Origin of the sequence: Alcanivorax sp. P2S70 (assembly GCF_000475295.1) — a bacterium.
In the GTDB taxonomy this organism is placed as follows: Bacteria; Pseudomonadota; Gammaproteobacteria; order Pseudomonadales; family Alcanivoracaceae; genus Alcanivorax; species Alcanivorax profundi.
Map to the genome: position 1 here is coordinate 1 of NZ_AXBZ01000016.1, position 21834 is coordinate 21834.

Annotated in this window: 14 protein-coding genes and 1 tRNA gene; 9 read left to right on the forward strand and 6 right to left on the reverse strand. The window is 58.4% G+C overall.

Features of this window, described 5'->3' with window-relative positions:
* Window positions 1–128: 128 nt before the first annotated feature.
* Window positions 129–758 (reverse strand): TetR/AcrR family transcriptional regulator, encoded by a 630-nt coding sequence (locus Q672_RS24075; protein WP_022985018.1) that lies wholly within the window; start codon window positions 756–758, stop codon window positions 129–131.
* A gap of 275 nt (window positions 759–1033) precedes the next feature.
* On the opposite strand from Q672_RS24075, the gene Q672_RS24080 reads away from it, so the two are divergent.
* The 5 genes from Q672_RS24080 (at window position 1034) to Q672_RS24100 (ending at window position 7071) form a co-directional block, all read left to right on the forward strand.
* Window positions 1034–1504 carry a MaoC family dehydratase gene (locus Q672_RS24080; protein ID WP_022985019.1) on the forward strand — a complete coding sequence of 157 codons (471 nt, stop codon included), beginning with the start codon at window positions 1034–1036 and terminating at the stop codon, window positions 1502–1504.
* A gap of 191 nt (window positions 1505–1695) precedes the next feature.
* On the forward strand, window positions 1696–2613 hold the full coding sequence (locus Q672_RS24085) for an SDR family oxidoreductase (RefSeq protein ID WP_022985020.1): 918 nt from the start codon (window positions 1696–1698) through the stop codon (window positions 2611–2613).
* Between the two features lie 18 nt (window positions 2614–2631).
* Window positions 2632–3834 carry an acetyl-CoA C-acyltransferase gene (locus tag Q672_RS24090; protein ID WP_022985021.1) on the forward strand — a complete coding sequence of 401 codons (1203 nt, stop codon included), beginning with the start codon at window positions 2632–2634 and terminating at the stop codon, window positions 3832–3834.
* A gap of 789 nt (window positions 3835–4623) precedes the next feature.
* On the forward strand, window positions 4624–6396 hold the full coding sequence (locus tag Q672_RS24095; protein ID WP_052017495.1) for a DUF1302 domain-containing protein: 1773 nt from the start codon (window positions 4624–4626) through the stop codon (window positions 6394–6396).
* 51 nt (window positions 6397–6447) lie between these two features.
* Complete coding sequence (locus Q672_RS24100) at window positions 6448–7071, forward strand: hypothetical protein (RefSeq protein WP_022985023.1); 624 nt, start codon at window positions 6448–6450, stop codon at window positions 7069–7071.
* Between the two features lie 230 nt (window positions 7072–7301).
* Here Q672_RS24100 and Q672_RS24105 read toward each other — a convergent pair whose 3' ends face one another.
* The 4 genes from Q672_RS24105 to smc form a co-directional block, all read right to left on the reverse strand.
* Window positions 7302–7883: a transglycosylase SLT domain-containing protein gene (locus tag Q672_RS24105; protein WP_022985025.1), complete on the reverse strand. Its 582-nt coding sequence runs from the start codon at window positions 7881–7883 to the stop codon at window positions 7302–7304.
* The gene (gene ligA, locus Q672_RS24110; RefSeq protein WP_022985026.1) at window positions 7880–10213 is read right to left on the reverse strand and encodes an NAD-dependent DNA ligase LigA; all 2334 of its coding nucleotides are present in this window, start codon (window positions 10211–10213) and stop codon (window positions 7880–7882) included. The genes Q672_RS24105 and ligA overlap by 4 nt, the downstream gene beginning before the upstream one ends.
* A gap of 171 nt (window positions 10214–10384) precedes the next feature.
* Window positions 10385–11308, reverse strand: a complete 924-nt coding sequence (gene zipA / locus Q672_RS24115; RefSeq protein WP_022985027.1) for a cell division protein ZipA — start codon at window positions 11306–11308, stop codon at window positions 10385–10387.
* A gap of 55 nt (window positions 11309–11363) precedes the next feature.
* A complete protein-coding gene (gene smc, locus Q672_RS24120; protein WP_022985028.1) occupies window positions 11364–14861 on the reverse strand; it encodes a chromosome segregation protein SMC in 3498 nt (1165 codons plus the stop codon).
* 731 nt (window positions 14862–15592) lie between these two features.
* Between smc and cysZ the strand changes: the two genes are divergently transcribed.
* Complete coding sequence (cysZ, locus tag Q672_RS24125) at window positions 15593–16366, forward strand: sulfate transporter CysZ (protein WP_022985029.1); 774 nt, start codon at window positions 15593–15595, stop codon at window positions 16364–16366.
* A gap of 138 nt (window positions 16367–16504) precedes the next feature.
* Here cysZ and uvrB read toward each other — a convergent pair whose 3' ends face one another.
* Window positions 16505–18523, reverse strand: coding sequence for an excinuclease ABC subunit UvrB (uvrB, locus tag Q672_RS24130; protein WP_022985030.1), 2019 nt, complete (start codon window positions 18521–18523; stop codon window positions 16505–16507).
* Window positions 18524–18871: 348 nt separating this feature from the next.
* On the opposite strand from uvrB, the gene Q672_RS24135 reads away from it, so the two are divergent.
* The 3 genes from Q672_RS24135 to Q672_RS24145 all read left to right on the forward strand — a co-directional run bounded on the left by Q672_RS24135 (window position 18872) and on the right by Q672_RS24145 (window position 21833).
* On the forward strand, window positions 18872–20062 hold the full coding sequence (locus Q672_RS24135; RefSeq protein ID WP_022985031.1) for a pyridoxal phosphate-dependent aminotransferase: 1191 nt from the start codon (window positions 18872–18874) through the stop codon (window positions 20060–20062).
* Between the two features lie 68 nt (window positions 20063–20130).
* Window positions 20131–20206 (forward strand) — tRNA-Asn (locus Q672_RS24140).
* A 310-nt stretch (window positions 20207–20516) separates the two neighbouring features.
* Complete coding sequence (locus Q672_RS24145; protein WP_233552473.1) at window positions 20517–21833, forward strand: sugar transferase; 1317 nt, start codon at window positions 20517–20519, stop codon at window positions 21831–21833.
* The last annotated feature ends 1 nt before the right edge of the window (window position 21834 follow it).

Below are 21834 nucleotides of genomic sequence, written 5' to 3' on the forward strand. Positions count from 1 at the left end.
CAAGCTTTATTAGGCTTTTTCTTTTTGTGTAAAGGCATGAGGCCGCGTCCAAATTCTGGGCGCGGCCTCATGCCTTTCAAATTACATAACGCGTTACCGCGCCGCTGTTAACTGTTCACTATTCCCTGTTAACTGCCTTTAATGATTCCCCGCAGCGCCACGCCCACCACTTCGTCCACCAACGCCTGGATCTCTTCTTCGGTTTCGCCATCGCGAGGGTGATACCAGTTAATCACCGAGTTCATGGCACCAAACACTGGCTTGATGGACACCCGTGGGCGCAAGGCACACATGGTGCCTTCGGCCATACCTTCTTCAAGGACAGTCATAAACAGGGCTTCGCAGCGATTGCGGCGTTCCTGGAGCCTGGTGAGCTGGCTGCGCTGGTCTTCGGTAGTGCTGTTGCGCAGCACCATTTGCACCGCCTCGGACACCGCCCGCTGATAGGGCTGGGTCTCGATCAGGGTACGCACATAGCGACGCGCCATTTCCGTGAAACGTTGCGGTGCAGGCAAGGACTGCTCGGCCACCGGTTCCACCTCGGCGAACAGCGCGTCCATGGCGCGATGGTGAATCTCGAAAAACAGCTCTGCCTTGGAACCAAAGTAGTGATAAACCATGCCCTTGGTGGCCGATAGTCGGCGGGCAATATCATCAATACTGGTTGCGTTGAAGCCTCGCTCCATAAAACACAAGGCCGCCGCGTCCAGAATGGCATTACGGGGTTCACAGGCCAGTGCTTCGCTTTGATCCGCCATGGGTCCTCGGTCCTCTGTATTCGCTAGCAGGCTGTTGAACAGCCTGCTTGTGGGCCGCCAGCATCCCGGCCGGGCCCCGGTTGTTTTCTTGAATTTTGGCACAGCCGCCACCCACCACCATTGACCTTGACGCGCCCGGTGTCGGAAATCTCGCCCTTCACGCCGCTTTTCACCCTTTACGGTCATTTACGCCGCCCTGCATACTGCCGTTTTCAAAATATAATTCTGAAATTATGCGTTTGTGCCATGTCACAAGCACAATCAGGGAGAGCACAATGAGCAGAGAGACAGTCCGGATCGAGGACCTGCAAACCCGAATCGGTGAAAGCCCGGGTCAATCCACCTGGCGCACCGTGGATCAGCGGCGCATCGATGGCTTTGCCGATCTGACGGAAGATCCGCAATGGATTCACACCGATCCCGCGCGCGCGGCAAAGGAAAGCCCCTTTGGCGCCACCATTGCCCACGGGTTTCTCTCCCTGTCACTGCTGTCGGCCATGGCCATGGATGTTCTCCCCGTCATTGAGGGCCAGGTGATGGGCATCAATTACGGGTTCGACAAAGTGCGTTTCATGAACCCGGTCCGCGAGGGCAGCAAGGTGCGTGGCCAGTTCACCCTGATGGAAGTGAAACGTCGCTCAGATAACGAGTGGCAACTGCGCCATGGTGTGCAGGTGGAAATTGAAGGCCAGGAAAAACCTGCTCTGATCGCCGAATGGTTGAGTCTGGTGATCGTACCGGCATAACCGCACACCTGTAGGAGAGCCTGTCAGGCCGCAGAATACGAAGCAGGTTTTTATCACAGAGGTCACAGGGTGCATCGAGAAAAGCCTTTCTCAGCCTCTGTGACGAATTTGATCTGGCGCCCCATTCGCGTCTCACGTGTCGCGCCTGCCTTTAGTGACGGCCAGCGGCATAAACCCTTGGAGAAGCAAGCATGACCATTCGATTTGATAACCAGGTGGCGATCGTCACCGGTGCCGGAAACGGCCTGGGGAAATCCCACGCACTGGAACTGGCCCGTCTGGGCGCGAAGGTGGTGGTCAACGATTTTGGTGGCGCCCGTGACGGCAGTGGCGGTTCCAGCGAAGCGGCGGAAAAAGTCGTGGCAGAGATTCAGGCGGCTGGCGGCGAAGCCATTGCCAACGGCGCCGACGTGTCCAGCCCCGAGCAGGTGGAGGCCATGGTCAAGCAGGCCATGGGCACCTGGGGACGGGTCGATGTGCTGATCAACAATGCCGGGATTTTGCGCGACAAGAGCTTTGCCAAAATGACCCAGGACGACTGGGACAAAGTAGTGGCCGTACATCTCACCGGCTCTGAAATTTGCTCCCGGGCGGTATGGCCGATCATGCGCGAACAAAGCTATGGTCGCATCGTCATGACCACCTCCACATCAGGGCTCTATGGCAACTTTGGCCAGGCCAACTACGGCGCCGCCAAAATGGCAGTGGCCGGACTGATGAATACGCTTTGCCTGGAAGGCGAGAAATACGACATCAAGATCAACTGCATTGCACCCACTGCCGCTACCCGCATGACCGAGGATCTGATGCCCCCGGAAGTGCTGGCCATGCTGGAACCCAAAGCAATCACTCCGGCCGTGCTGTTCCTGTGCAGCCAGCAGGCCCCCACCCATCGCATCGTTCTGGCTGGGGCCGGTTGCTATGCCATGGTTCGCCTGATGGAAAGCGAAGGCGTCTACCTGGATGAAAACGAACGCAACGTGGATGGCGTAGCCGCCCACTTCGAACGCATTGGCAACATGGACAACGCCCGGGAAATTCTCGCTGGCGGCGACCACGTCACCAAGATCCTGACCAAGGCCGCCCACGCCAAGGGCATCAAGCTTTAAACTGATTGGAGAGGCATCATGAGAGAAGCCGTTATCGTATCCACCGCTCGCACCCCCATTGGCAAGGCCTACCGGGGCGCGTTCAACGACACTCAAGCCCAGGCATTGGGTGGCCATGCCATCAAGCACGCTGTCGAGCGCGCCGGCATTGATCCGGAAACCATTCAGGACGTGATCATGGGCGCCGCCCTGCAACAAGGCAGCACCGGCGGCAACGTGGCTCGCCAATGCGCCCTGCGTGCGGGCCTGCCCACCAGCGTGTCCGGGATGAGCATGGACCGCCAGTGCGCCTCCGGTCTGATGGCCATCGCCACCGCCGCCAAGGAAATCATCGTCGACAACATGGACGTGGCCGTGGCCGGCGGCCTGGAATCCATTTCCCTGGTCCAGAACGACAAGATGAATACCTTCCGTGCCGGCGACCCCTGGCTCAAACAGCACCGTCCGGACATCTATATGTCCATGCTGGAAACCGCCGAGATCGTGGCTGACCGCTACAAGGTATCCCGCGACGCCCAGGATGAGTACGCCTACCAATCACAGATGCGCACCGCCGCGGCCCAGCAGGCCGGCAAGTTCGATGATGAAATCGTCCCCATGACCAGCATCATGAAAGTGATGAACAAGGAGACCAAGGAAATTTCCGATGTGGAAGTGACCCTGGATAAGGACGAAGGCAACCGCCCGCAGACCACTCTGGAAGGCCTGCAAAGCCTGCAGCCTGTGTTCAAGGGCGGCCAGCAGGTTCAGGAAGGCGGCTTTATCACTGCCGGTAACGCCTCCCAGCTGTCGGACGGTGCCAGTGCCTGTGTCCTGATGGAAGCGAGCGAAGCCGAGCGTCTCGGTCTACAACCCCTTGGCGCCTACCGCGGCATGGCGGTGGCCGGATGTGATCCCGATGAAATGGGCATCGGTCCTGTCTTCGCGGTGCCGAAACTGCTCAAACGGTTTGGTCTTACCGTGGACGATATCGGCCTGTGGGAGCTGAACGAAGCCTTTGCCAGCCAGTGCCTGTACAGCCGCGACCGTCTTGGTATCGACCCCGAAAAATACAACGTCAACGGCGGCGCCATTTCCATTGGTCACCCCTATGGCATGTCTGGGGCACGGATGACCGGCCACGCCCTGATCGAAGGCAAGCGTCGTGGCGTGAAGTACGTAGTCGTCACCATGTGCATCGGCGGTGGCATGGGCGCTGCTGGCCTGTTTGAAGTGTTCTAATTCATTCCTTTCCGCCTGATCCGGAAAGACTTCCCCTTCGGGGCGCCGCCTGGCGCCCCTTTTTTTTGGTTCTTCGCAGATTGGAGGAAAAACCCCGATTACCTCCTCCCTGCTTGCCGCAGGAGCGTCACTGGCGGCGCGATTTTGGGCGTTGGGGAACGCGCCACCAGCGGCGCCCCTACAGATAGTCTTTGTTGTGTGCCATTGCAGGCTCTTGCATGGCATTTCGCGTGCAAACCGCCCCCACAGGCAACCCATAAATGTGGCTTGCCAGGGAAACCACACAGAAAGCATTAACGACACCAGGGAAACACGGTGGGGCCCAAAATCACAAACACGTTTTTTAAAAAAAACCGGCTAAACCCGCAAAAATGTCACAAAAATGGAATCACCTTCCATCTGTTACCCAGAGTAACGAACATCATTCGAAAATATACATATATCGATTAATAGTATATTTCTCTGTCGCAATCGGATCGAAACCTGGTTCAAACGTCCTATTTTTTCTCCATAGCAGGGTGACATGACCCCCCTCAAAGTCACCGTATTGGTCTCTCGTCGTATTGACCACATACCAGTCAGTATGTATGAATTGATCACGACAGATCATTTTTTCGGAATTGTGATCCATAAAAATGAAACTGCCAGTTTCATCACCCGCAGGGACCCTCCCGCAATGCCCAGGCATTACCGGGAGGTCGGGTGAAGCAAGACGTGCGCTACAACACTTTTAAAACAAAAACGGACAGTCTGCCCGGGATCATCATCGGGCAGTGGGAGAGCAAAATAATGCGAAGCAAAGCAATCGCTGTTGGCTACAGCAGTGCCCTTGCGCTGGGCCTGTTGACTGCCTCAGCGCCGGCCTTGGCCGGCGGTGAAATCAAATTCAGCGACGATTTCAGTGCCAAGTGGAACCTCAAGGCCTCGGTCGGGGCCACCGCAAGAATGGAGTCTGCCAGCAAGGACAACCTGTTTGCCGGCGACACTCCTGGCGGCACCGCAGGATCCGCAGTATCTGACGACGGCAATCTGAATTATCAGGCTGGAGACATCGTCTCCTCCGTGGCCAAGGCCGTAGGCGATGTGAATCTGCAATTCCGCAATTTCGGCCTGTTTGCCCGAGCCAAGACCTGGTACGACTACACCCAGAAGGAAAAAGACGTACCGCATGGTAACTATCCAAACGGCTTTATTCCTGATGAACCGCTCAGTGATGACGGTTTCCACCGTAACTCAAAATTTCAGGGTGCAACCTTCCAGGAAGTCTATGTCCACGGCAAATTCGAGTTGAAGGGTCAGCCGCTGAAAATCGCCGCAGGACGCCAACTGTTGCTCTGGGGTCGTAGCCTCTACTCCCGTGGCTCTCTGGGCTCACTCAACGCCATCGACCTGGCCGCGCTGCATCGCCCAGGCGCGGAATACACAGAGTTCCTGACCCCCTCTGGCATGCTGACCCTGGACTACAAGTTCACCGACAACCTGAGCATGAAGTCTTTCTACCAGTATGAATGGCGCCCAGCGAATCTGGATGGCTGTGGCACCTTCTTTTCAACTTTGGACAATACCGCTCTGGGTTGTGATGCCACCTTTTCCAGCTCGGTGATCCTGCCCAATCAGGACGCCTATAACGCCGGGGTCTATATTCCCCGTGTTGACGAAAACGAGCCCGAAGACGGCGGCCAGTTTGGCTTGAAGTTTGACTATGCCTTCCCCGAAGCCAAGGCCAAGGTAGGCACCTATTTCCTGAACTATCACAGCCGTCTTCCCTACTACTCGGTGACCAAGGAGAGCAGCGCGTTACCCCAGGGCATTACACCGGGCAACGATGTGGCTTATTTCTATGAGTACCCGGAAGATATTCAGGTCTTTGGCCTGACCGCCGACAAGACCTTCGAAGGGGTGGGCAACCTTGCGTTAAACCTCAGTTACCTGCCGGACATGCCGATCCAGATCAACACCCCGGATCTGACAACCTCCCGGGTACTGGAAGCGAATGGCGTACCGGCCTCTGCCGTGCAGGGCGCCGGCTATTCCATCCCGCAGGGCACCATTGATTACGTCTACGACTCCGGCAGCCAGGTCCATGGGTACCAGGAGTTCGACATTCAGCGTGCCGAGCTGGCCTTCACCACTGTGATCCCGCAAGTGCTTGGCGCACAGAAGACCATTGTCTCCATGCAAGTCGGTTCCGAGTACATTCCGGACCTGCCGGACCAGGAAGAGATGCGCTTCCGTCGTCACACCAACTACGGCGTGGGTGATCTGGATGATGATGGCTATGTCACGGATTTCAGCTGGGGCTACCAGCTGACCCTCAAATCGACTTACGCCAATGCCATTGGTGCCATGACACTGACGCCGGCTGTCACCCTCAAGCATGGTGTAGAAGGCTTTTCCAGCGACGATGCCATGCAGGAAGACTCGCGCAGCCTCGGGGTCAGCCTGGGCATGGCCTACAAGAAGCTGACGGCAGACCTGTCGTACACCACCTACAACGACGCCAGCTACAGTGTTGTTGAAGACCGTGACTACCTGTCCTTCAGCACCGCCTACAACTTCTGAAACGGATAGCGACCTGTCGGCGGGCGCCGGCAGGTCTACGAGGATGAGACTATGAAACAACTGAAGATTGCTCTTACTGCCGTGCTTGCTGTCGTACTGTCAGCCTGCCTCAGCGGCTACCACGATACCAAAGTGATCAATTCCGACACGGGCACCCAGGCTACCCCGAAAGGGCCTTACCAATCCCTTGTGGTGGGCGTTCTGGTCGATCATGAACTGCGCGGCCACCTGGAAGATGCCATCGTTGCCCGCTTCGCCGAAATGGGTGTCAAAGCTACAGCGGCCTACACCGTCTTTGGGGACAAGGGCGTTGAAGGCAAAAGCCTGGATTACCTGGCAAAACGCATGAAGGAAAACGGCTTTGACAGCGCTCTGGCCATTCATCTTGAAGACCAGACCTCCAAGACGGTTGAAGTCAAAGGCGATCCCGGTGTCAGCGTTCCGGCCAGTGCCGGCATGACCATGACCCCCCAGGTTTACAGCCCGGACTTCTTTGTAAACGAGGATATCTATACTGCCCGGCTCGAACTCTGGGACGTAGACCAGAAGGCCATTGTCTGGACCGGACGCACCGTGAGCTTCAACACCGGCGGTTTCAAAGGACTGGAGAAAGGTGCCTCACACTACGCCAAGACCATCACCGATGCCATTTCGGAGGCCGGCATTTACCCGTAAAACAGCAACTCCATTGTCTCCACCTTCCAGGCCCACTTCGGTGGGCTTTTTTTTGGCTCTAAGTGGATAAGCCCGCCTCTTCGCAGGAGCGTGCGGTGAGCCATTCCCTCAAATCCTCGTTCGACGAAAAGGGTTCTTCGCAGATTTGAGGGAAACTTGCGAGGTCTAGTTGGGCATCTGACGTCTACACGGGGCAAACAACCACGACGAAACCACCCGAAACGTCACAACTAGCGACCGCAGCCCTTCATCTGCTGCTCATAACGGTTGGCCATCTGCGCGGTGCGCTGGGCGGCACCTTTCATCCATTTATTGTTCTTCCAGGTACCACGGGCATAGCCTCCGTGGCCGGCATAATAATTGAGATACAGACTGTAGGTGTCGTTGCGGGGCACGCCATTCTTCTTGTAGCTCTGGTAGTGATACCAGCCCACAAACTGGATAGCGTCCTTGAAATCATCACGGTCGGCACCACGACGCCCCGTTTCCTGTTTGTACCAGTCCCAGGTGCTGTCCAGCGCCTGGGGGTAGCCATAGGCCGTCGACGGGCGTTTCCAGGGGATGAAACCCAGCAGCTTGGTTCGCGGCGGTTTGGCCTTGGCGTTGAAACCGGATTCCTTGTAGATGGTCGCCATCAGCACCGGCACCGGTACGCCGTATTCCTTCTCGGTGTTCCTGGCGTACTTGTACCAGTTGTTAAACCAGCCCCCCCGTTGATCGAACACCGCACACACATTGTCTGTGTTAGTGGGCGTGCCGGCACAGCCACTCAAGACCAATGCCATCAGCAACAGGGTCAGCCAGTGTTTCATAATGCTCCCGGGTCGATACCGTGCTCGTTGAACAAGGACAGTAGCGCGGCCTCGTCACACACCTCAACCCCCAGCGCCTCGGCCTTGGCCAGTTTGGAGCCCGCCGAGGCACCTGCGGCGACCATGGACGTGTTCTTCGACACCGAGCCGGCCACTTTTGCCCCCAGCTGCTGCAGCCCTTTCTTGGCCTGATCCCGGGTAAAGGCTTCCAGCGTGCCGGTCAACACCCAGGTCTGGCCATCCAGTGGGCGGCTCTCCGCCTGGGCCGGTGCCCGTGCCTGCAGTTCGCTGGCCATGGCTTCGGCATCTTCCAGCCGTGCCTGCCACTGGTTCTCCGCCAGCGCCTTGCGCAGTTGCAGCATGACACCAGAGCGCACGCCCTTGGGTTCTGCTCCCGCGCCTTCCGCCGCCCCTGCCACCAGCCCGGCCACGGTGGTGTAATGGCTGGCCAGGGTTTCCAGCGACTTGTCACCAATGCCTTCCAGATCCATGCCCAGGCGCTTGGCAGATTTCAGCAGGTGTGCCAGCGTCAGGGAGGCAGTAAAGGCTGCCGAGGGTTGGCCATCGGATTGGGGCGACACCCCTGCCGACAGCAGTCCATCGATCACCGCTTCGTTGTCAGCTTCGGCAAAGAAAGCGCCAATGGCCTTGGCCACTTCCATGCCCACATCGGGCACCGCCAGCAGCAACAACGGCGGCGCCCGGCGAATGGTTTGCAGATCACCGAAGCAATCGGCCAGGTTCTTGGCCGTTTCCTCGCCAATCTGCAGGATGCCCAGGGAAAACAGGAAGCGCCCCAGACTCACTGTCTTCGAGACCTCGAGGGCAGCAATCAGGTTCTCGGCGGACTTGTCGCCCATCCTTTCCAGCCCGGCCACTTGCTCGGGCTTGAGACGGTATAGGTCGGCCACCGTGGCAATCAGTTCCTGATCCACCAGGGCGTCCACCAGCTTGTCGCCCAACCCATCAATATCCATGGCTCGCCGCGACGCGAAATGCTTGATCGCCTCGCGTTGCTGGGCACCACAGATCAAACCGCCGGTACAGCGAGCCACCACTTCGCCATCGCCGCGGAGAATATCGCTGCCACAAACCGGACAATGGCTGGGCAAGGTGATGATTTGAGCCTCCGCCGGGCGCCGCTCAGGGATAGGGCGAACCACTTTGGGAATCACGTCCCCGGCCCGGTACACCACCACGGTATCGCCGATACGAATATCCAGCCGCTGGATCTCATCAATATTATGCAGGGTGGCATTACTGACCGTGACGCCCCCCACCGACACCGGCTCCAACCGCGCCACCGGCGTCAACGCGCCGGTACGACCGACCTGCCAGTCGACGCCGTTGAGCGTGGTCAGCTCTTCCTGAGCCGGGAATTTGTGGGCGGTGGCCCAGCGCGGCGCGCGGCTGACAAAGCCCAGATCCCGCTGCCAATCAAAGCGGTCCACCTTGTACACCACACCATCGATGTCGTAATCGAGCCGATCACGCTTGTCGAGAATTCCATGATAAAAGGTCAGCAACTGGTCCACGCCCTGGCAGACCCGCACTTCCGGGTTCACCCGCAGGCCCCAGTCACGCAGCATATCGAGCATGCCGGAGTGGGTGGCCGGCTCATCCACGCCTTCCAGCTGCGCCATGGAATAGGCATAGAATTCCAGCGGACGATCGGCAGTGATGCGAGAATCCAGCTGACGCAGACTCCCTGCCGCCGCATTACGCGGGTTGGCGAAGACCTTCTGCCCGGCGGCTTCCTGGCGCTCATTTAATTTGGCAAAGCCGGCATGGGGCATCACCACCTCGCCGCGCACTTCCAGCCGCTCAGGCAGTTTCTCTCCACGCAACGTCAGTGGCACTGAACGAATAGTGCGCGCATTGGTAGTAATGTTCTCGCCGGTCTGACCGTCACCACGGGTGGCGGCTCGCACCAGTTCACCGTTTTCATAGAGCAGGGAAATGGCCAGACCATCCAGCTTGGGTTCGGCGACATAAGCCACCTCGCCATCAACATCCAGGCGTTCACGTACCCGCTGATCAAACGCCCGCAGTTCGTCGTCGTCAAACACATTGTCGAGGCTGAGCATGGGCACTTCATGCTGAACCTGATCAAAGGCATCCAGCGGCACATCACCCACCCGCTGGGTCGGCGAATCCCCCGTTATCAGTTCCGGATGTGCGTCTTCCAACGCCTTCAATTCACGATACAGGCGGTCATATTCCGCATCCGGCACCGCCGGATCGTCGAGAACGTAGTAACGGTAGGACCAGTCGTTGAGCTGGTCGCGAAGGGATTGGGCTTGTTGGGAAAGGTCGTTGTTATTGGGCACGTTAAAGGCAGTGAACAGTTAATAGTGAATAGTTAACAGCGATTCGCCCGTAGGGCAGAAATCGGCGACGGCCGATCTTCGCCAAAAAAACGGCGGAGATTGCCAATAGCAATTTCCGCCCTACGGTTTTGATTTTACTCATAGCTGACAGCTCGTAGCTCACAGCGGCTGTTACGCGCTCGGCACCCGCTGGCGACGCTCGAATTCCTGCACCTTCTGACGCAGGTGTTCCATCATCTGCGGGGTCAGCACGCTGTGTTGTTCGTCCTTCAGTTCGCCGTCCAGTTCCGTGGCCAGGCGTTGGCAGATGGACAACATGCGATCCAGCGAACCGATGGCATCGGTCGGGCCTGGCAGCTTCATGAAAAAGGTAACCCCGGCAAAGGTTTTTTCTTCCATGGTATCCAGGTCGAAGGTACCCGGCTCCACCGCATTGGCCATGGAAAACTGCAATTGATCACGGCCATCCACACTGACATGGCGATGGAAGATATTCATCTGACCATAGCGCAGACCGGACTCCAGCAACATCCGCAGCAACTCACCGCCGTCAAAGGGCGCGCCACGACGGGCAATCAGGTGCACCACGATCACTTCCAGCACGGGCTGGGGTTCACGGGGGGCCTCGGGCTTGCGTGCTGCCGGCTTCTGGGCCTTCGGCGCCGGAGCCGGTTCAGGTTCCGGGGTGGGCTCTGGCACGGGCTCAGGCTCAGGGGCGGCCTCGTAGGCCGGCTCCTGCACAACCTCGGGCTCTGCCGGTTCATCGCCGGCGAACAGGCTTTGCTGCTCGGCGGCACGGGCCTCGCTAACCGCTTCATCCGGTTCCATGACCGTGGGCGGGGTTGCTTCCTGCTCGGCCGTGTCCTGCGGAAAAATACTGTCCTGCTTGATAGCCTCACGCACAACCCGGGCAGTACCTATCACCTCCGGGTTATAACCGTCCTGCTCTTCCTCCTGCGCATCCCGGTAACGGGGGTCGATACGCATGCGCAACCGGCCATGCCGCTCACGAATCATGCGCCGCACGCCGTCGGCGAGAATCAGCAGAATCAGAATTACCAGAATGCCAATCAGTGTTTCCAGGTTCAGGCCCATTGCCTCGTCTTCCTTGCTTACGCTGATTATGTCGCCCGAAGGCGACACGTATTCCTCACATGGCTGCCATTTCGGCAGCTTCTTCCACATCCACCGATACCAGACGGGAGACCCCAGGCTCGTGCATGGTCACCCCCATCAGGGTAGCAGCCATCTCCATCGCAATCTTGTTGTGTGTGATGTAGATGAATTGGACTTTTGCAGACATTTCCGACACCAGGTTACAGAAACGGCCCACGTTGGCGTCATCCAGCGGGGCATCTACCTCATCCAGCAGACAGAACGGTGCCGGGTTGAGCTGGAAGATACTGAACACCAGTGACAATGCGGTGAGCGCCTTCTCACCACCGGACAACAGGTGAATCGTGCTGTTCCGCTTGCCGGGCGGCCGCGCCATGATCGCCACCCCGGTATCCAGCAGGTCTTCGCCGGTCAGTTCCAGGTAGGCATGGCCGCCGCCGAATACCTTCGGGAACAGCTCCTGCAAGCCGCGGTTGATCCGGTCGAAGTACTCCTTGAAGCGCGCCCGGGTTTCGCGGTCGATCTTGCGAATGGCGTTTTCCAGGGTCTTGAGGGCGTCTTCCAGATCGTCATTCTGGCTGTCCAGGTAGTTCTTGCGCTCAGACTGCTGCTGATACTCATCAATGGCCGCCAGGTTAATCTGGCCCAAACGGGAAATGCGCTGCCCGATCAGGTCCATCTCCTGCGCCCACTCCTGTTCGTTGGCTTCCTCGGGCAGGTTGTCGAGAATCGTCTTCAGGTCGAAGTTCTGCTCGGACAGCTGCTCCGCCACCGTCTGGCGACGGGTGCTCAGATCCTGCCACTGCATGCGCTTCTGGTCCATGGTGCTGCGGATTTCCTGGGCCTGGCGCTCGTACTGCCCACGCTGGCCTTCCAGATTGCGCATCTCGTGGTCCACGGTTTCCAGCTCACGGCGGGCTTCGGTGAGCTTGTGCTCTGCCTCCAGGCGCACTGCCAGCTTTTCTTCCAGCTGTTGCTGCAGCTCGGCGCCCGGGTCGTCGCCCTCCCGGGTCTGCTCTTCCAGCAGGGCCTTGCGCTCGGCCATGGCCTGCACCTGCGCTTCCAGGCGAGACAGGTTCTGGCGCAGGGAATCGGCCTGAGTCTTGGCCCCCTGCACTTCCATAGCGACCTGGTGGGATTGATCCCGGTCATGACGGGCCTTCTGGCGGGCCTCGTCGAGCTTCAGACGCAGTTCGTCACGGCGTGACAACAGCGCTTCGCGCTGGCCACTGTCCGCCTCCATGGCGTCCAGCGCTTCCGCCAGCACCGCCCGGCCCTCTTTCATCTGTTCCTGTTCCTGCTCGAGCTGCTCGTTGGCTTCGTCCATTTCCTTGCCAAGGCGCTCACGGCGCATGGTGATCTGCTCCAGACGCACCTGACGGGCACTGACCTGGGCATTGATCTCGCCCAGATCGCGGTTCAGGCGCGCCGCCTGGCGCTGAACGTCCTCACGCTCTTCCTCCAGCTCACCGATTTGCTCACGGGTGCTTTCCAGCTGCTCCTTGAGCTCATCCACGGTGACCTGCAGGGTCTCAATCTCATCTTCCAGGCTTTCCAGTTCGCGGCGTCGCTCCAGAATGCCGGCTTCCTGGTCTTCCTCTTTGGCCACTTTCAGCCAGTCCGGCCCGAGCCAGATACCGTCACGGGTCACCACCGACTCGTGCGCCGCCAGCTGCCCGCGCAGGGTGAGGGCTGCATCCAGGTTATCGGCCACATACACCCCGGCCAGCAGCCCTTCCGGGACCTGACCGTCAACCTTGTCACGGAGCAAGTCGCCCGCACTGCCCTCGCCTTTGACACCGGCTGGGCTCACCAACGCAAGACGACCATGATCCAGATCGCCCAGCCAATCGCTGACCTGATCCAGCCCGTTGACCGCCACGGCCTGCAGGGCGTCGCCAAGCACCGCTTCGAGGGCCTTCTCCCAACCTTCCGCCACCTGGACCTGATCTGCCAACCGCGGCTCGGCGTCGAGCTCGTGGCGATTGAGCCAGTCACTGACCGCTCCGTCATCGCCCATGGCCGCTTTCTGCAAGGCTTCCAGCGAGGTGCGACGGCCTTTCAGCGCCTGCAGCTTCTCGCGGGCCTCTTCCAGCTGGCGGCCCCGATCGCCGTTTTCGCGGCGCATCTGGTTAATCTCTTCCTGCAGGCTCTCACTGCGCAGCTCGCTTTCCTCGGTCTGGGCACGGAACTGCTCCACCTGCTCTTCCAGCTGACGCATTTCCTGCGCCAGCGGGCCGGCGTCCAGAGACTCCTGCTCTTTCTTGAGCCGCTCAATGCGGTCCTGCAGGCGCTCCTGGGATTTCTCCAGATGCTGGATGCGGGACTGTTCTACCTCGGCCTGCCGGCGCGATTCGCCAGATTTGCCGTTGAATTCTTCCCATGCCTGCTGCCAGTTCTGCATGGCCTCTTCGGCCAGCGCCAGCGCCTCACTGGAGACCTCCTGCTGCTCGCTGATCATTTCCAGCTCGGGCTCACGCTCGGCCAGAATGGCATCCAGCTCGGCCACTTTTTCCGTGTCCATCGTCAGGTGCTCGTCGGACTCCCGGAAGCTGGCATTGATCTGATCCAGCTCTTCATAGAGCTGCTGCTTGCGCTCGCGCTGGTTCTGGATGTTCTGCTCCAGCCGCGCCACCTCGGCACCCAGGGCGTAGAAGTGCTGCTGCACTTCGTTAAACCGCTCCTGCACCTCGTGGTGCTGCTCTCGGAGCCGCTCCACCTCGGCATCCACATGGCGCTGCTCCGCCACCTTGGCTTCGATGGAGACGTCCAGCTCGCCAATCACATGGTCAAGCTGCTGCACCTGGGTATCCAGGCCTTTCCAGCGCAATGCCTTGAGCTGAGCGCCCTTGAGACGCTCTTCTTCCTTGTATTGCTTGTACTTTTCCGCCGCATTGGCCTGACGGCTCAAGCGCTCCAGCTGGCGCTCCAGTTCTTCGCGGATGTCGGTCAGGCGCTCCAGGTTCTCGCGAGTACGGCGGATGCGGTTTTCCGTCTCACGACGACGCGCCTTGTACTTGGAGATCCCGGCGGCTTCTTCGATGTAAACCCGCAGCTCTTCCGGTTTCGCCTCGATCAGGCGGGAAATCATGCCCTGCTCGATAATCGCGTAACTGCGCGGCCCCAGGCCCGTACCCAAGAAGATATCGGCAATGTCCTTGCGACGGCATTTGGTGCCATTCAGGAAATAATTGGATTGGCCATCCCGGGTCACCTGGCGCTTGACGGAAATCTCGTTGAACTTGCCGTATTCACCGGTGACGGTGGCATCGGAGTTATCGAAGATCAGCTCGATAGAGGCCTGGGCCACCGGTTTGCGGGCGTTGGAGCCGTTGAAAATCACGTCGGCCATGGACTCGCCGCGCAAGTGCTTGGCGGAGGATTCCCCCATCACCCAGCGAACCGCATCAATGATATTGGACTTCCCACACCCGTTGGGCCCCACCACAGCGGTGAGATTTTCCGGGAAATTGGTGGTGGTAGGGTCCACAAAGGACTTGAACCCGGCCAGTTTTATGGATTTCAGTCGCATAGTGTCTGCTTAACTCGGGCCAGCAGGCCAAATAATGGGCGAAAATCTGTGTTTCGCCGCCCCCTTAAGCCGTAACGGCGCACCGTGGGCATAACAGGCTGTTGAAAAGCCCCTTGCATGCTCAGCGTGGCCTGAAGGGTGCAGCTGTTGTGTTTTGTCGCGACGGACATGGTCGTTCCCTTTCCTAGCGGCAAAGCGCAGCAGATGCGCCCTTCAGGCCGCGCCCTACGGGTCTTCCAGGCTGGCCCGCACTCGTTGTTGCGCTTTCTTGATGGATGGACATACACCTTCAAAAGCGCGCCCCTCTTGACCTTTTGGCCCATAGAGGGGGCGAACCAGCCTGAAAGACTGAGTACGCAACGGGCTTTTTAACAGCCTGTCAAAAGGGCTAAGTCTAGCGACAACCGGCAGTGAATTCATCAGGCGAGATACCGATAAAGGCCGCTACACGCCTTACTCAGCACACTGCATGCCCAAGGTCGGTCAGCTTTTACCGAATTTGATGATTGAGCAGCGGCCAGGCCTAGCAGTGATTCCACCGAAAAGCTGATGCTTCGCCAATCGCGGTCGAACGACCGCTCCCACAGGAAAGGATGGTGCCTTTCCTGGCAGCTTGCCGCTTTCCCCCACCCTGTGCAGCAGGGGACGCGACAGGTACCATTTCCACAACCTGTCTTTTCCTCGCAGCCGACAGCTCCAAGCTCGCAGCTGCTCTTACCCAAGGATTGCCTGTGTCCCAGATTGCCGACGCCATCAGCTACCTCAAACGCAGCCTGCAGCTGGCCCGCACCCGGGAACTGCGGCCGTATGTCATTGTGCCGCTGATTTTCAACATCCTGGTGTTCGGTGGCCTGTATTGGGCCAGCGGCAGCTGGATTGCCGGCTGGATCACCGCCAGCACCGCCGACTGGGCCCTCACCGGCACCTGGAGCTTCCTGAACGGTGCCATCGACTTCATCCTCGATGCCGCCATCATCCTGGTGTGGATCCTGTTATTGGCGCTGTTCGCCAGCATCTTCTCCATCGGCGTGCAGCTGATCGCGGCACCGTTCATGGGGTTCCTGGCGGAAAAAGTGGATTTCCAGGTGACCGGTCACCCCATGCCGGAAGAATCCATCCCCGCCATGATCGTGCGGACCTTCAAGCGCGAACTGCGCAAAACCTGGTACTGGCTGTGGCGTGCCCTGCTGGTTCTGCTGGTGGTCGGGGTCATTTACTTCATCCCGGTCATCAACGTGTTCGCCTCCGCCATCTGGTTCCTGTGGTCCGGCTGGCTGCTGGGCATGCAGTACATCGATTTCGGCGCCGATAACCGCCAGGTCCCCTTCGAGGTAATGCTCGAGCGACTGAAAACCCGACGTTGGCTGGTACTCACCTTCGGCGCCGTGGTCATGGCGCTTACCATGATCCCGCTGGTTAACCTGTTCATCATGCCGGTGGCGGTAATTGCGGGGACGCTGATTTGGGTGGAGCAGCTGAGTGAACAAGGAACAGTTAACAGTTAACAGCGGCGCGAGCCGCGTTTGTTTTTGTCTTCAAGCAATGAGGCCGCGCCCAACCCATGGGCGCGGCCTCATGGTTCCAGGAACCTAAAAAGCTTAACGCGCACTGTTCACTGTTAACTATTCACTGTTAACTGCTCTCTAGCGCATAAAACCTAACTCACGCAGCTGATGAATCTGATCCCTTGTCGCCGCCGCATCTTCGAATTCCAGGTTCTTGGCGTGCGCCATCATCTTCGCTTCCAGCTTTTCGATTTCCTTGGCCAGCTGAGCGGGTGACATGGACTCGTAGGGTGAGGTTGGCTCGGCCACTTTCTTCTGCGGGCCCTTGCCCGCCTTGCGGTCAAACTGGCTGCCGCCACTGTCGTCCATGATGTCACGGACTTTCTTGTTGAGGGCCTGCGGGGTGATGCCATTCGCCTTGTTAAAGGCTTCCTGCTTCTCCCGGCGACGGTTGGTTTCGTCGATGGCCCGCTCCATGGAGCCGGTCATCTTGTCGGCATAAAGAATGGCGCGTCCCTTCACATTCCGCGCAGCACGGCCAATCGTCTGGATCAGCGAGCGCTCGGCCCGCAGGAAACCTTCCTTGTCGGCATCCAGAATCGCCACCAGCGCAACTTCCGGCATATCCAGGCCTTCTCGCAACAGGTTGATCCCCACCAACACGTCGAACTTGCCCAGCCGCAGGTCACGGATAATTTCTACCCGCTCCACGGTATCAATGTCGGAGTGCAGATAACGCACACTGATCCCATGCTCGCCCAGGTACTCGGTCAGGTCCTCTGCCATGCGCTTGGTGAGCGTGGTCACCAACACCCGCTCGCCCTTCTCGATGGCCTCTTTGGCCTCCCCCAGCAAGTCGTCCACCTGGGTGGTAGCCGGGCGAATCTCGATTTGTGGGTCCACCAGGCCGGTGGGGCGCACCACCTGTTCCACCACCTGGCCCGCGTACTTCTCCTCATAGGGGCCAGGGGTCGCCGACACAAACACCATCTGGGGGGCCAGCTGCTCCCACTCCTCGAATTTCAACGGACGGTTATCCATGGCGGAAGGCAGCCGGAAGCCGAAGTTGACCAGCGTTTCCTTTCGGGAGCGGTCACCTTTATACATGGCTCCCAACTGCGGGATGGTCACATGGGACTCGTCCGCAATCAGCAGCGCATTCTCGGGCAGATAATCGAACAGGGTCGGCGGCGCTTCGCCAGGGGCGCGACCGGAAAACAAACGGGAATAGTTTTCCACCCCGTTGCAGTAACCCAGTTCCTGCAGCATTTCGATATCGAACCGGGTGCGCTGCTCCAGTCGCTGGGCTTCCACCAGCTTGTTTTGCTCTTTCAATTCCTTGAGCCGCTCATCCAGCTCTTCCTTGATCATGTCCACCGCTTTCAACACCACCTCCCGTGGGGTGACGTAGTGGCTCTTGGGGTACACCGTGATGCGACTGACCCGCTTGATCACCTCGCCGGTGAGCGGATCGAAAATGCTGATGGACTCCACCTCATCGTCGAACAACTCGATGCGCACCGCTTCCTTTTCTTCTTCCGCCGGAAAGATATCGATCACATCGCCGCGCACTCGATACGTGGCCCGGCGAAAATCCATTTCGTTGCGGGTGTACTGCAGCTCCGCCAGACGGCGCAGCAGATCACGCTGATCGATGCTGTCGCCACGCACCAGGTGCAATACCATCGCGTGGTAGCTGGCCGGATCACCCAGACCATAAATGGCTGATACCGTGGCCACGATGATGGTGTCCTGTCGCTCCAGAATCGCCTTGGTGGCCGACAGTCGCATTTGCTCAATCTGCTCGTTCACCGACGCATCTTTCTCGATAAAGGTATCGGAGCTCGGCACATAGGCTTCCGGCTGGTAGTAATCGTAGTACGAGACGAAATACTCCACTGCGTTTTCCGGGAAGAACTCCTTGAACTCCCCGTACAACTGCGCCGCCAGCGTCTTGTTGGGTGCCATGATGATCGTCGGACGCCCGGTCTGCTGGATCACATTGGCCATGGTGAACGTCTTGCCCGACCCGGTTACCCCCAGCAGGGTCTGATGCCCCAAACCATTGTTGATCCCCTCGATCAGCTGGGCAATCGCAGTGGGCTGATCGCCCGCAGGCTGGTAATCGGAATGGAGCTTGAACAGGCTTTCAGACATGAGGGCTTCCTGATGGCCGCCGCCCGGAGGGCAGCAAAATCACAGTGGCAAAATCGGCACCTAGTGTAGCAGAGCTGGCATGGCAAAGGCGTGATGACAGCAACCCCTCTGCGGGGGCAGCGGCACCTCGATGATTCTGATGAGCCAGTCAATCGCGGTCGAACGACCGCCCCCACAGAAAACACCTCCTGCCCGACGTGGGAGCGGTCGTTCGACCGCGAAGCCTCCCCGCCCCCACAGGAAATACGGGACATTAGCTACCAAGTCCGGTAAAATGCACGCCCCTTTCTACGTCCGACGCTGCGTCAAAAGCGCCGCCGAGCGACTACTCAGACGAACGAGGAGTGCATGTCCGATATCAGCCTTTCCGACCGCGTACAACGCATCAAGCCCTCTCCCACCCTAGCCATCACCGCAAAAGCCGGTGAGCTGCGCGCTCAGGGCAAAGACATTATTGGGCTGGGTGCCGGTGAGCCGGATTTCGATACCCCGGAACATATCAAGCAGGCCGCTATTGAAGCGATTAACGCCGGCAAGACCAAATACACCCCGGTCGACGGCACTCCCGGTCTGAAAAAAGCCATTATCGACAAGTACAAGCGCGATAACGGCCTGGACTATGAAGCCAACCAGATTCTGGTCTCCAGCGGTGGCAAGCAGTCCTTCTTCAACATGGCTCTGGCCCTGCTGAACGACGGTGACGAAGCCATCATCCCCGCCCCTTACTGGGTCAGCTACCCGGACATGGTGCTGGTCGCTGGCGGCGTACCGAAAATCATCGAAACCGACGTAAACAGTCGCTTCAAGATCACCCCGGAGCAACTGGAAGCTGCGATCACCCCGAAAACCCGCCTGTTCGTGATCAACAGCCCCTCCAACCCCTCCGGCATGGCCTATTCCATCGAAGAGCTGGCTGCCCTGGGTGACGTGCTGAAGAAACATCCGGACATCATCGTCGCCACCGACGACATGTACGAGCACATCCTGTGGACCGGCAAGCCGTTCGTGAACATCGTCAACGCCACCCCGGAGCTGTACGACCGCACCGTAGTCATGAATGGGGTCTCCAAGGCCTACTCCATGACCGGCTGGCGCATCGGCTATGCCGCTGGCCCGCAGAAACTGATTGCGGCCATGAAGAAAGTGCAGTCCCAGTCCACCTCCAACCCGGCCTCCATCAGTCAGGCCGCCGCAGAAGCCGCGCTGGCTGGCGACCAAGGCTGTGTCGACGAGATGGTCAAGGCATTCAAGGAGCGCCATGACTACCTGACCGCAGCACTGGATGCCCTGCCCGGCGTGAAATGCGCCCAGGGCGACGGCACCTTCTATGCGTTCCCGGACTTCTCTGAGGCAATCGCCAACATGGACGGCATCGAAACCGATACCGATCTGGCCGCCCTGCTGCTGGAGACCGCAGAAGTGGCACTGGTACCCGGTTCCGCCTTCGGCGCCCCCGGCTGCATGCGCCTGTCTTTTGCCGTTGGCATGGACACCCTGAAGGAAGCCATCAGCCGAATTGAGAAGGCACTGGCTAAATAAGCAACAAACGCACCCCCGGGGTGTTGACGACCCCGGGGCGCGTCACTAATATACGCGCCTCAAGACATTCCGCCTTAGCTCAGTTGGTAGAGCAAATGACTGTTAATCATTGGGTCGCTGGTTCGAGCCCAGCAGGCGGAGCCAAATAGAAAGGGCCTACCCATCGGGTAGGCCCTTTTTCTTTGCCCAATGATTGGCGGCTTTTCTGTCCATCGTGAGCAACTACCCACCACGACACAGACACAAGACTATACCGGGCCGCCGTTGTCACCCACCCCGAAGACACAAACCTGCCAGCACATTAGCGCATCACATATCGATAAAAGACTCGCGGTGTAGCCATCCCCGCTCACAGGATAAATTACGCCGTCCGGAATAGCATCGAATTGAGGATGGTTGCCATCATGGTAGAATCCCCCACCGCCTGAGGCTATCCATCATATGGAGACAGGCTTTGACACTTTCGAGCCGGAACGAACTGAACATGCACAAGGGTCCGATTACCATTTCCCCGTCCCGTCATAATCGGTGGTATGAGCGAATTCTGCTAAACCCATTGATTGGACATTTTTGGGGACTCACAAGCATCGTTCTCGGCGCACAATTTCTCAGCTATCAAACCTGGGTGCAAAACAGCAACCAATCCATCACCCTGGTACTGCTATCCGTTATCTACGTCATCAGCGTATATCTGAGCAAGAACATCGCCAAGTTTGCGGGCGGCAAAGCGCTTTCCCACATACTTGGCACCAGCCTGCTCGCCATCTCACTGGCGATGATGGTAGTTCTTTTAGTCCGTATTGGTTACGCGCGCAGTTCGTTGATTATTGGCTGTACTCTTTTAATTGCCGTTCAACTGCTTGGCGTACTCATCAGCAGGCGATTCCGAAAGCTCAAAGTCGCTATCGTCCCCTCCCCGGCCATTGAAAACTTACTGCCCCGAAATGCCAAAAATCTCGAGTTCAGGACACTTGAAAAGCCCGAACTTGGCGAAACCCGCTTTGATGGGATTGTGGTGGACATGGACGCAGAACTTGGGAGCGACTGGATACGCTTTATCAGCCACTGCAACATTTCCGGCATACCGGTTTTCAATGCCCGCAAGGTAACAGAAACACTCGATGGCAAAGTCAATCTCGCCACGCTGCAAAGTACAGATCTCGCCAACCTGCAACCGCAGCCGGTCTATCTTGCAGCCAAGAGAGCCTTCGATATCGCGGCAACTCTTGCGGTGGCGCCACTGCTAATCCCTGTGTGTATTGTGGTCGCCCTTCTGATTCGGCTTGATTCACCCGGAGCGGCTATTTTTGTACAGCAACGAATCGGAAAGGGGAACACCGTCTTCCGCATGTACAAGTTCCGGTCAATGCGCCCGCTCGAGGAAGACAACGCAGCGCCACAGTTTGCCGATCAGGACGCGCATCGAATTACCCGCCTGGGGGCCTTCATACGCAAGTTTCGCATTGATGAACTACCGCAGTTTCTGAATGTCTTCAAAGGCGACATGAGCCTGATTGGCCCAAGACCGGAACAACCCGGATTTGTCGAACAGTTTGAGAACGAAGTCCCCTACTATAGCTATCGCCATATCGTCCGCCCTGGAATTACCGGTTGGGCACAAGTAAATCATGGCTACGCAGCAGACACCGAAAGTACAAAAGAAAAAGTCGAGCACGATTTCTATTACATCAAGCATCTCTCGCCTGGACTGGATTTCTTAATTGTTATTCGCACATTAAGAACAATTTTCACAGGGTTCGGAGCGATATGAG

Coding starts and splice junctions, on each gene's coding strand:
- uvrB (WP_022985030.1), bottom strand. CDS start 18,523: ATGTCTGAAAGCCTGTTCAAGCTCCATTCCGATTACCAGCCTGCGGGC.
- zipA (WP_022985027.1), bottom strand. CDS start 11,308: ATGGGCCTGAACCTGGAAACACTGATTGGCATTCTGGTAATTCTGATT.
- smc (WP_022985028.1), bottom strand. CDS start 14,861: ATGCGACTGAAATCCATAAAACTGGCCGGGTTCAAGTCCTTTGTGGAC.
- Q672_RS24080 (WP_022985019.1), top strand. CDS start 1,034: ATGAGCAGAGAGACAGTCCGGATCGAGGACCTGCAAACCCGAATCGGT.
- Q672_RS24075 (WP_022985018.1), bottom strand. CDS start 758: ATGGCGGATCAAAGCGAAGCACTGGCCTGTGAACCCCGTAATGCCATT.
- Q672_RS24095 (WP_052017495.1), top strand. CDS start 4,624: ATGCGAAGCAAAGCAATCGCTGTTGGCTACAGCAGTGCCCTTGCGCTG.
- Q672_RS24135 (WP_022985031.1), top strand. CDS start 18,872: ATGTCCGATATCAGCCTTTCCGACCGCGTACAACGCATCAAGCCCTCT.
- Q672_RS24100 (WP_022985023.1), top strand. CDS start 6,448: ATGAAACAACTGAAGATTGCTCTTACTGCCGTGCTTGCTGTCGTACTG.
- Q672_RS24105 (WP_022985025.1), bottom strand. CDS start 7,883: ATGAAACACTGGCTGACCCTGTTGCTGATGGCATTGGTCTTGAGTGGC.
- Q672_RS24090 (WP_022985021.1), top strand. CDS start 2,632: ATGAGAGAAGCCGTTATCGTATCCACCGCTCGCACCCCCATTGGCAAG.
- Q672_RS24085 (WP_022985020.1), top strand. CDS start 1,696: ATGACCATTCGATTTGATAACCAGGTGGCGATCGTCACCGGTGCCGGA.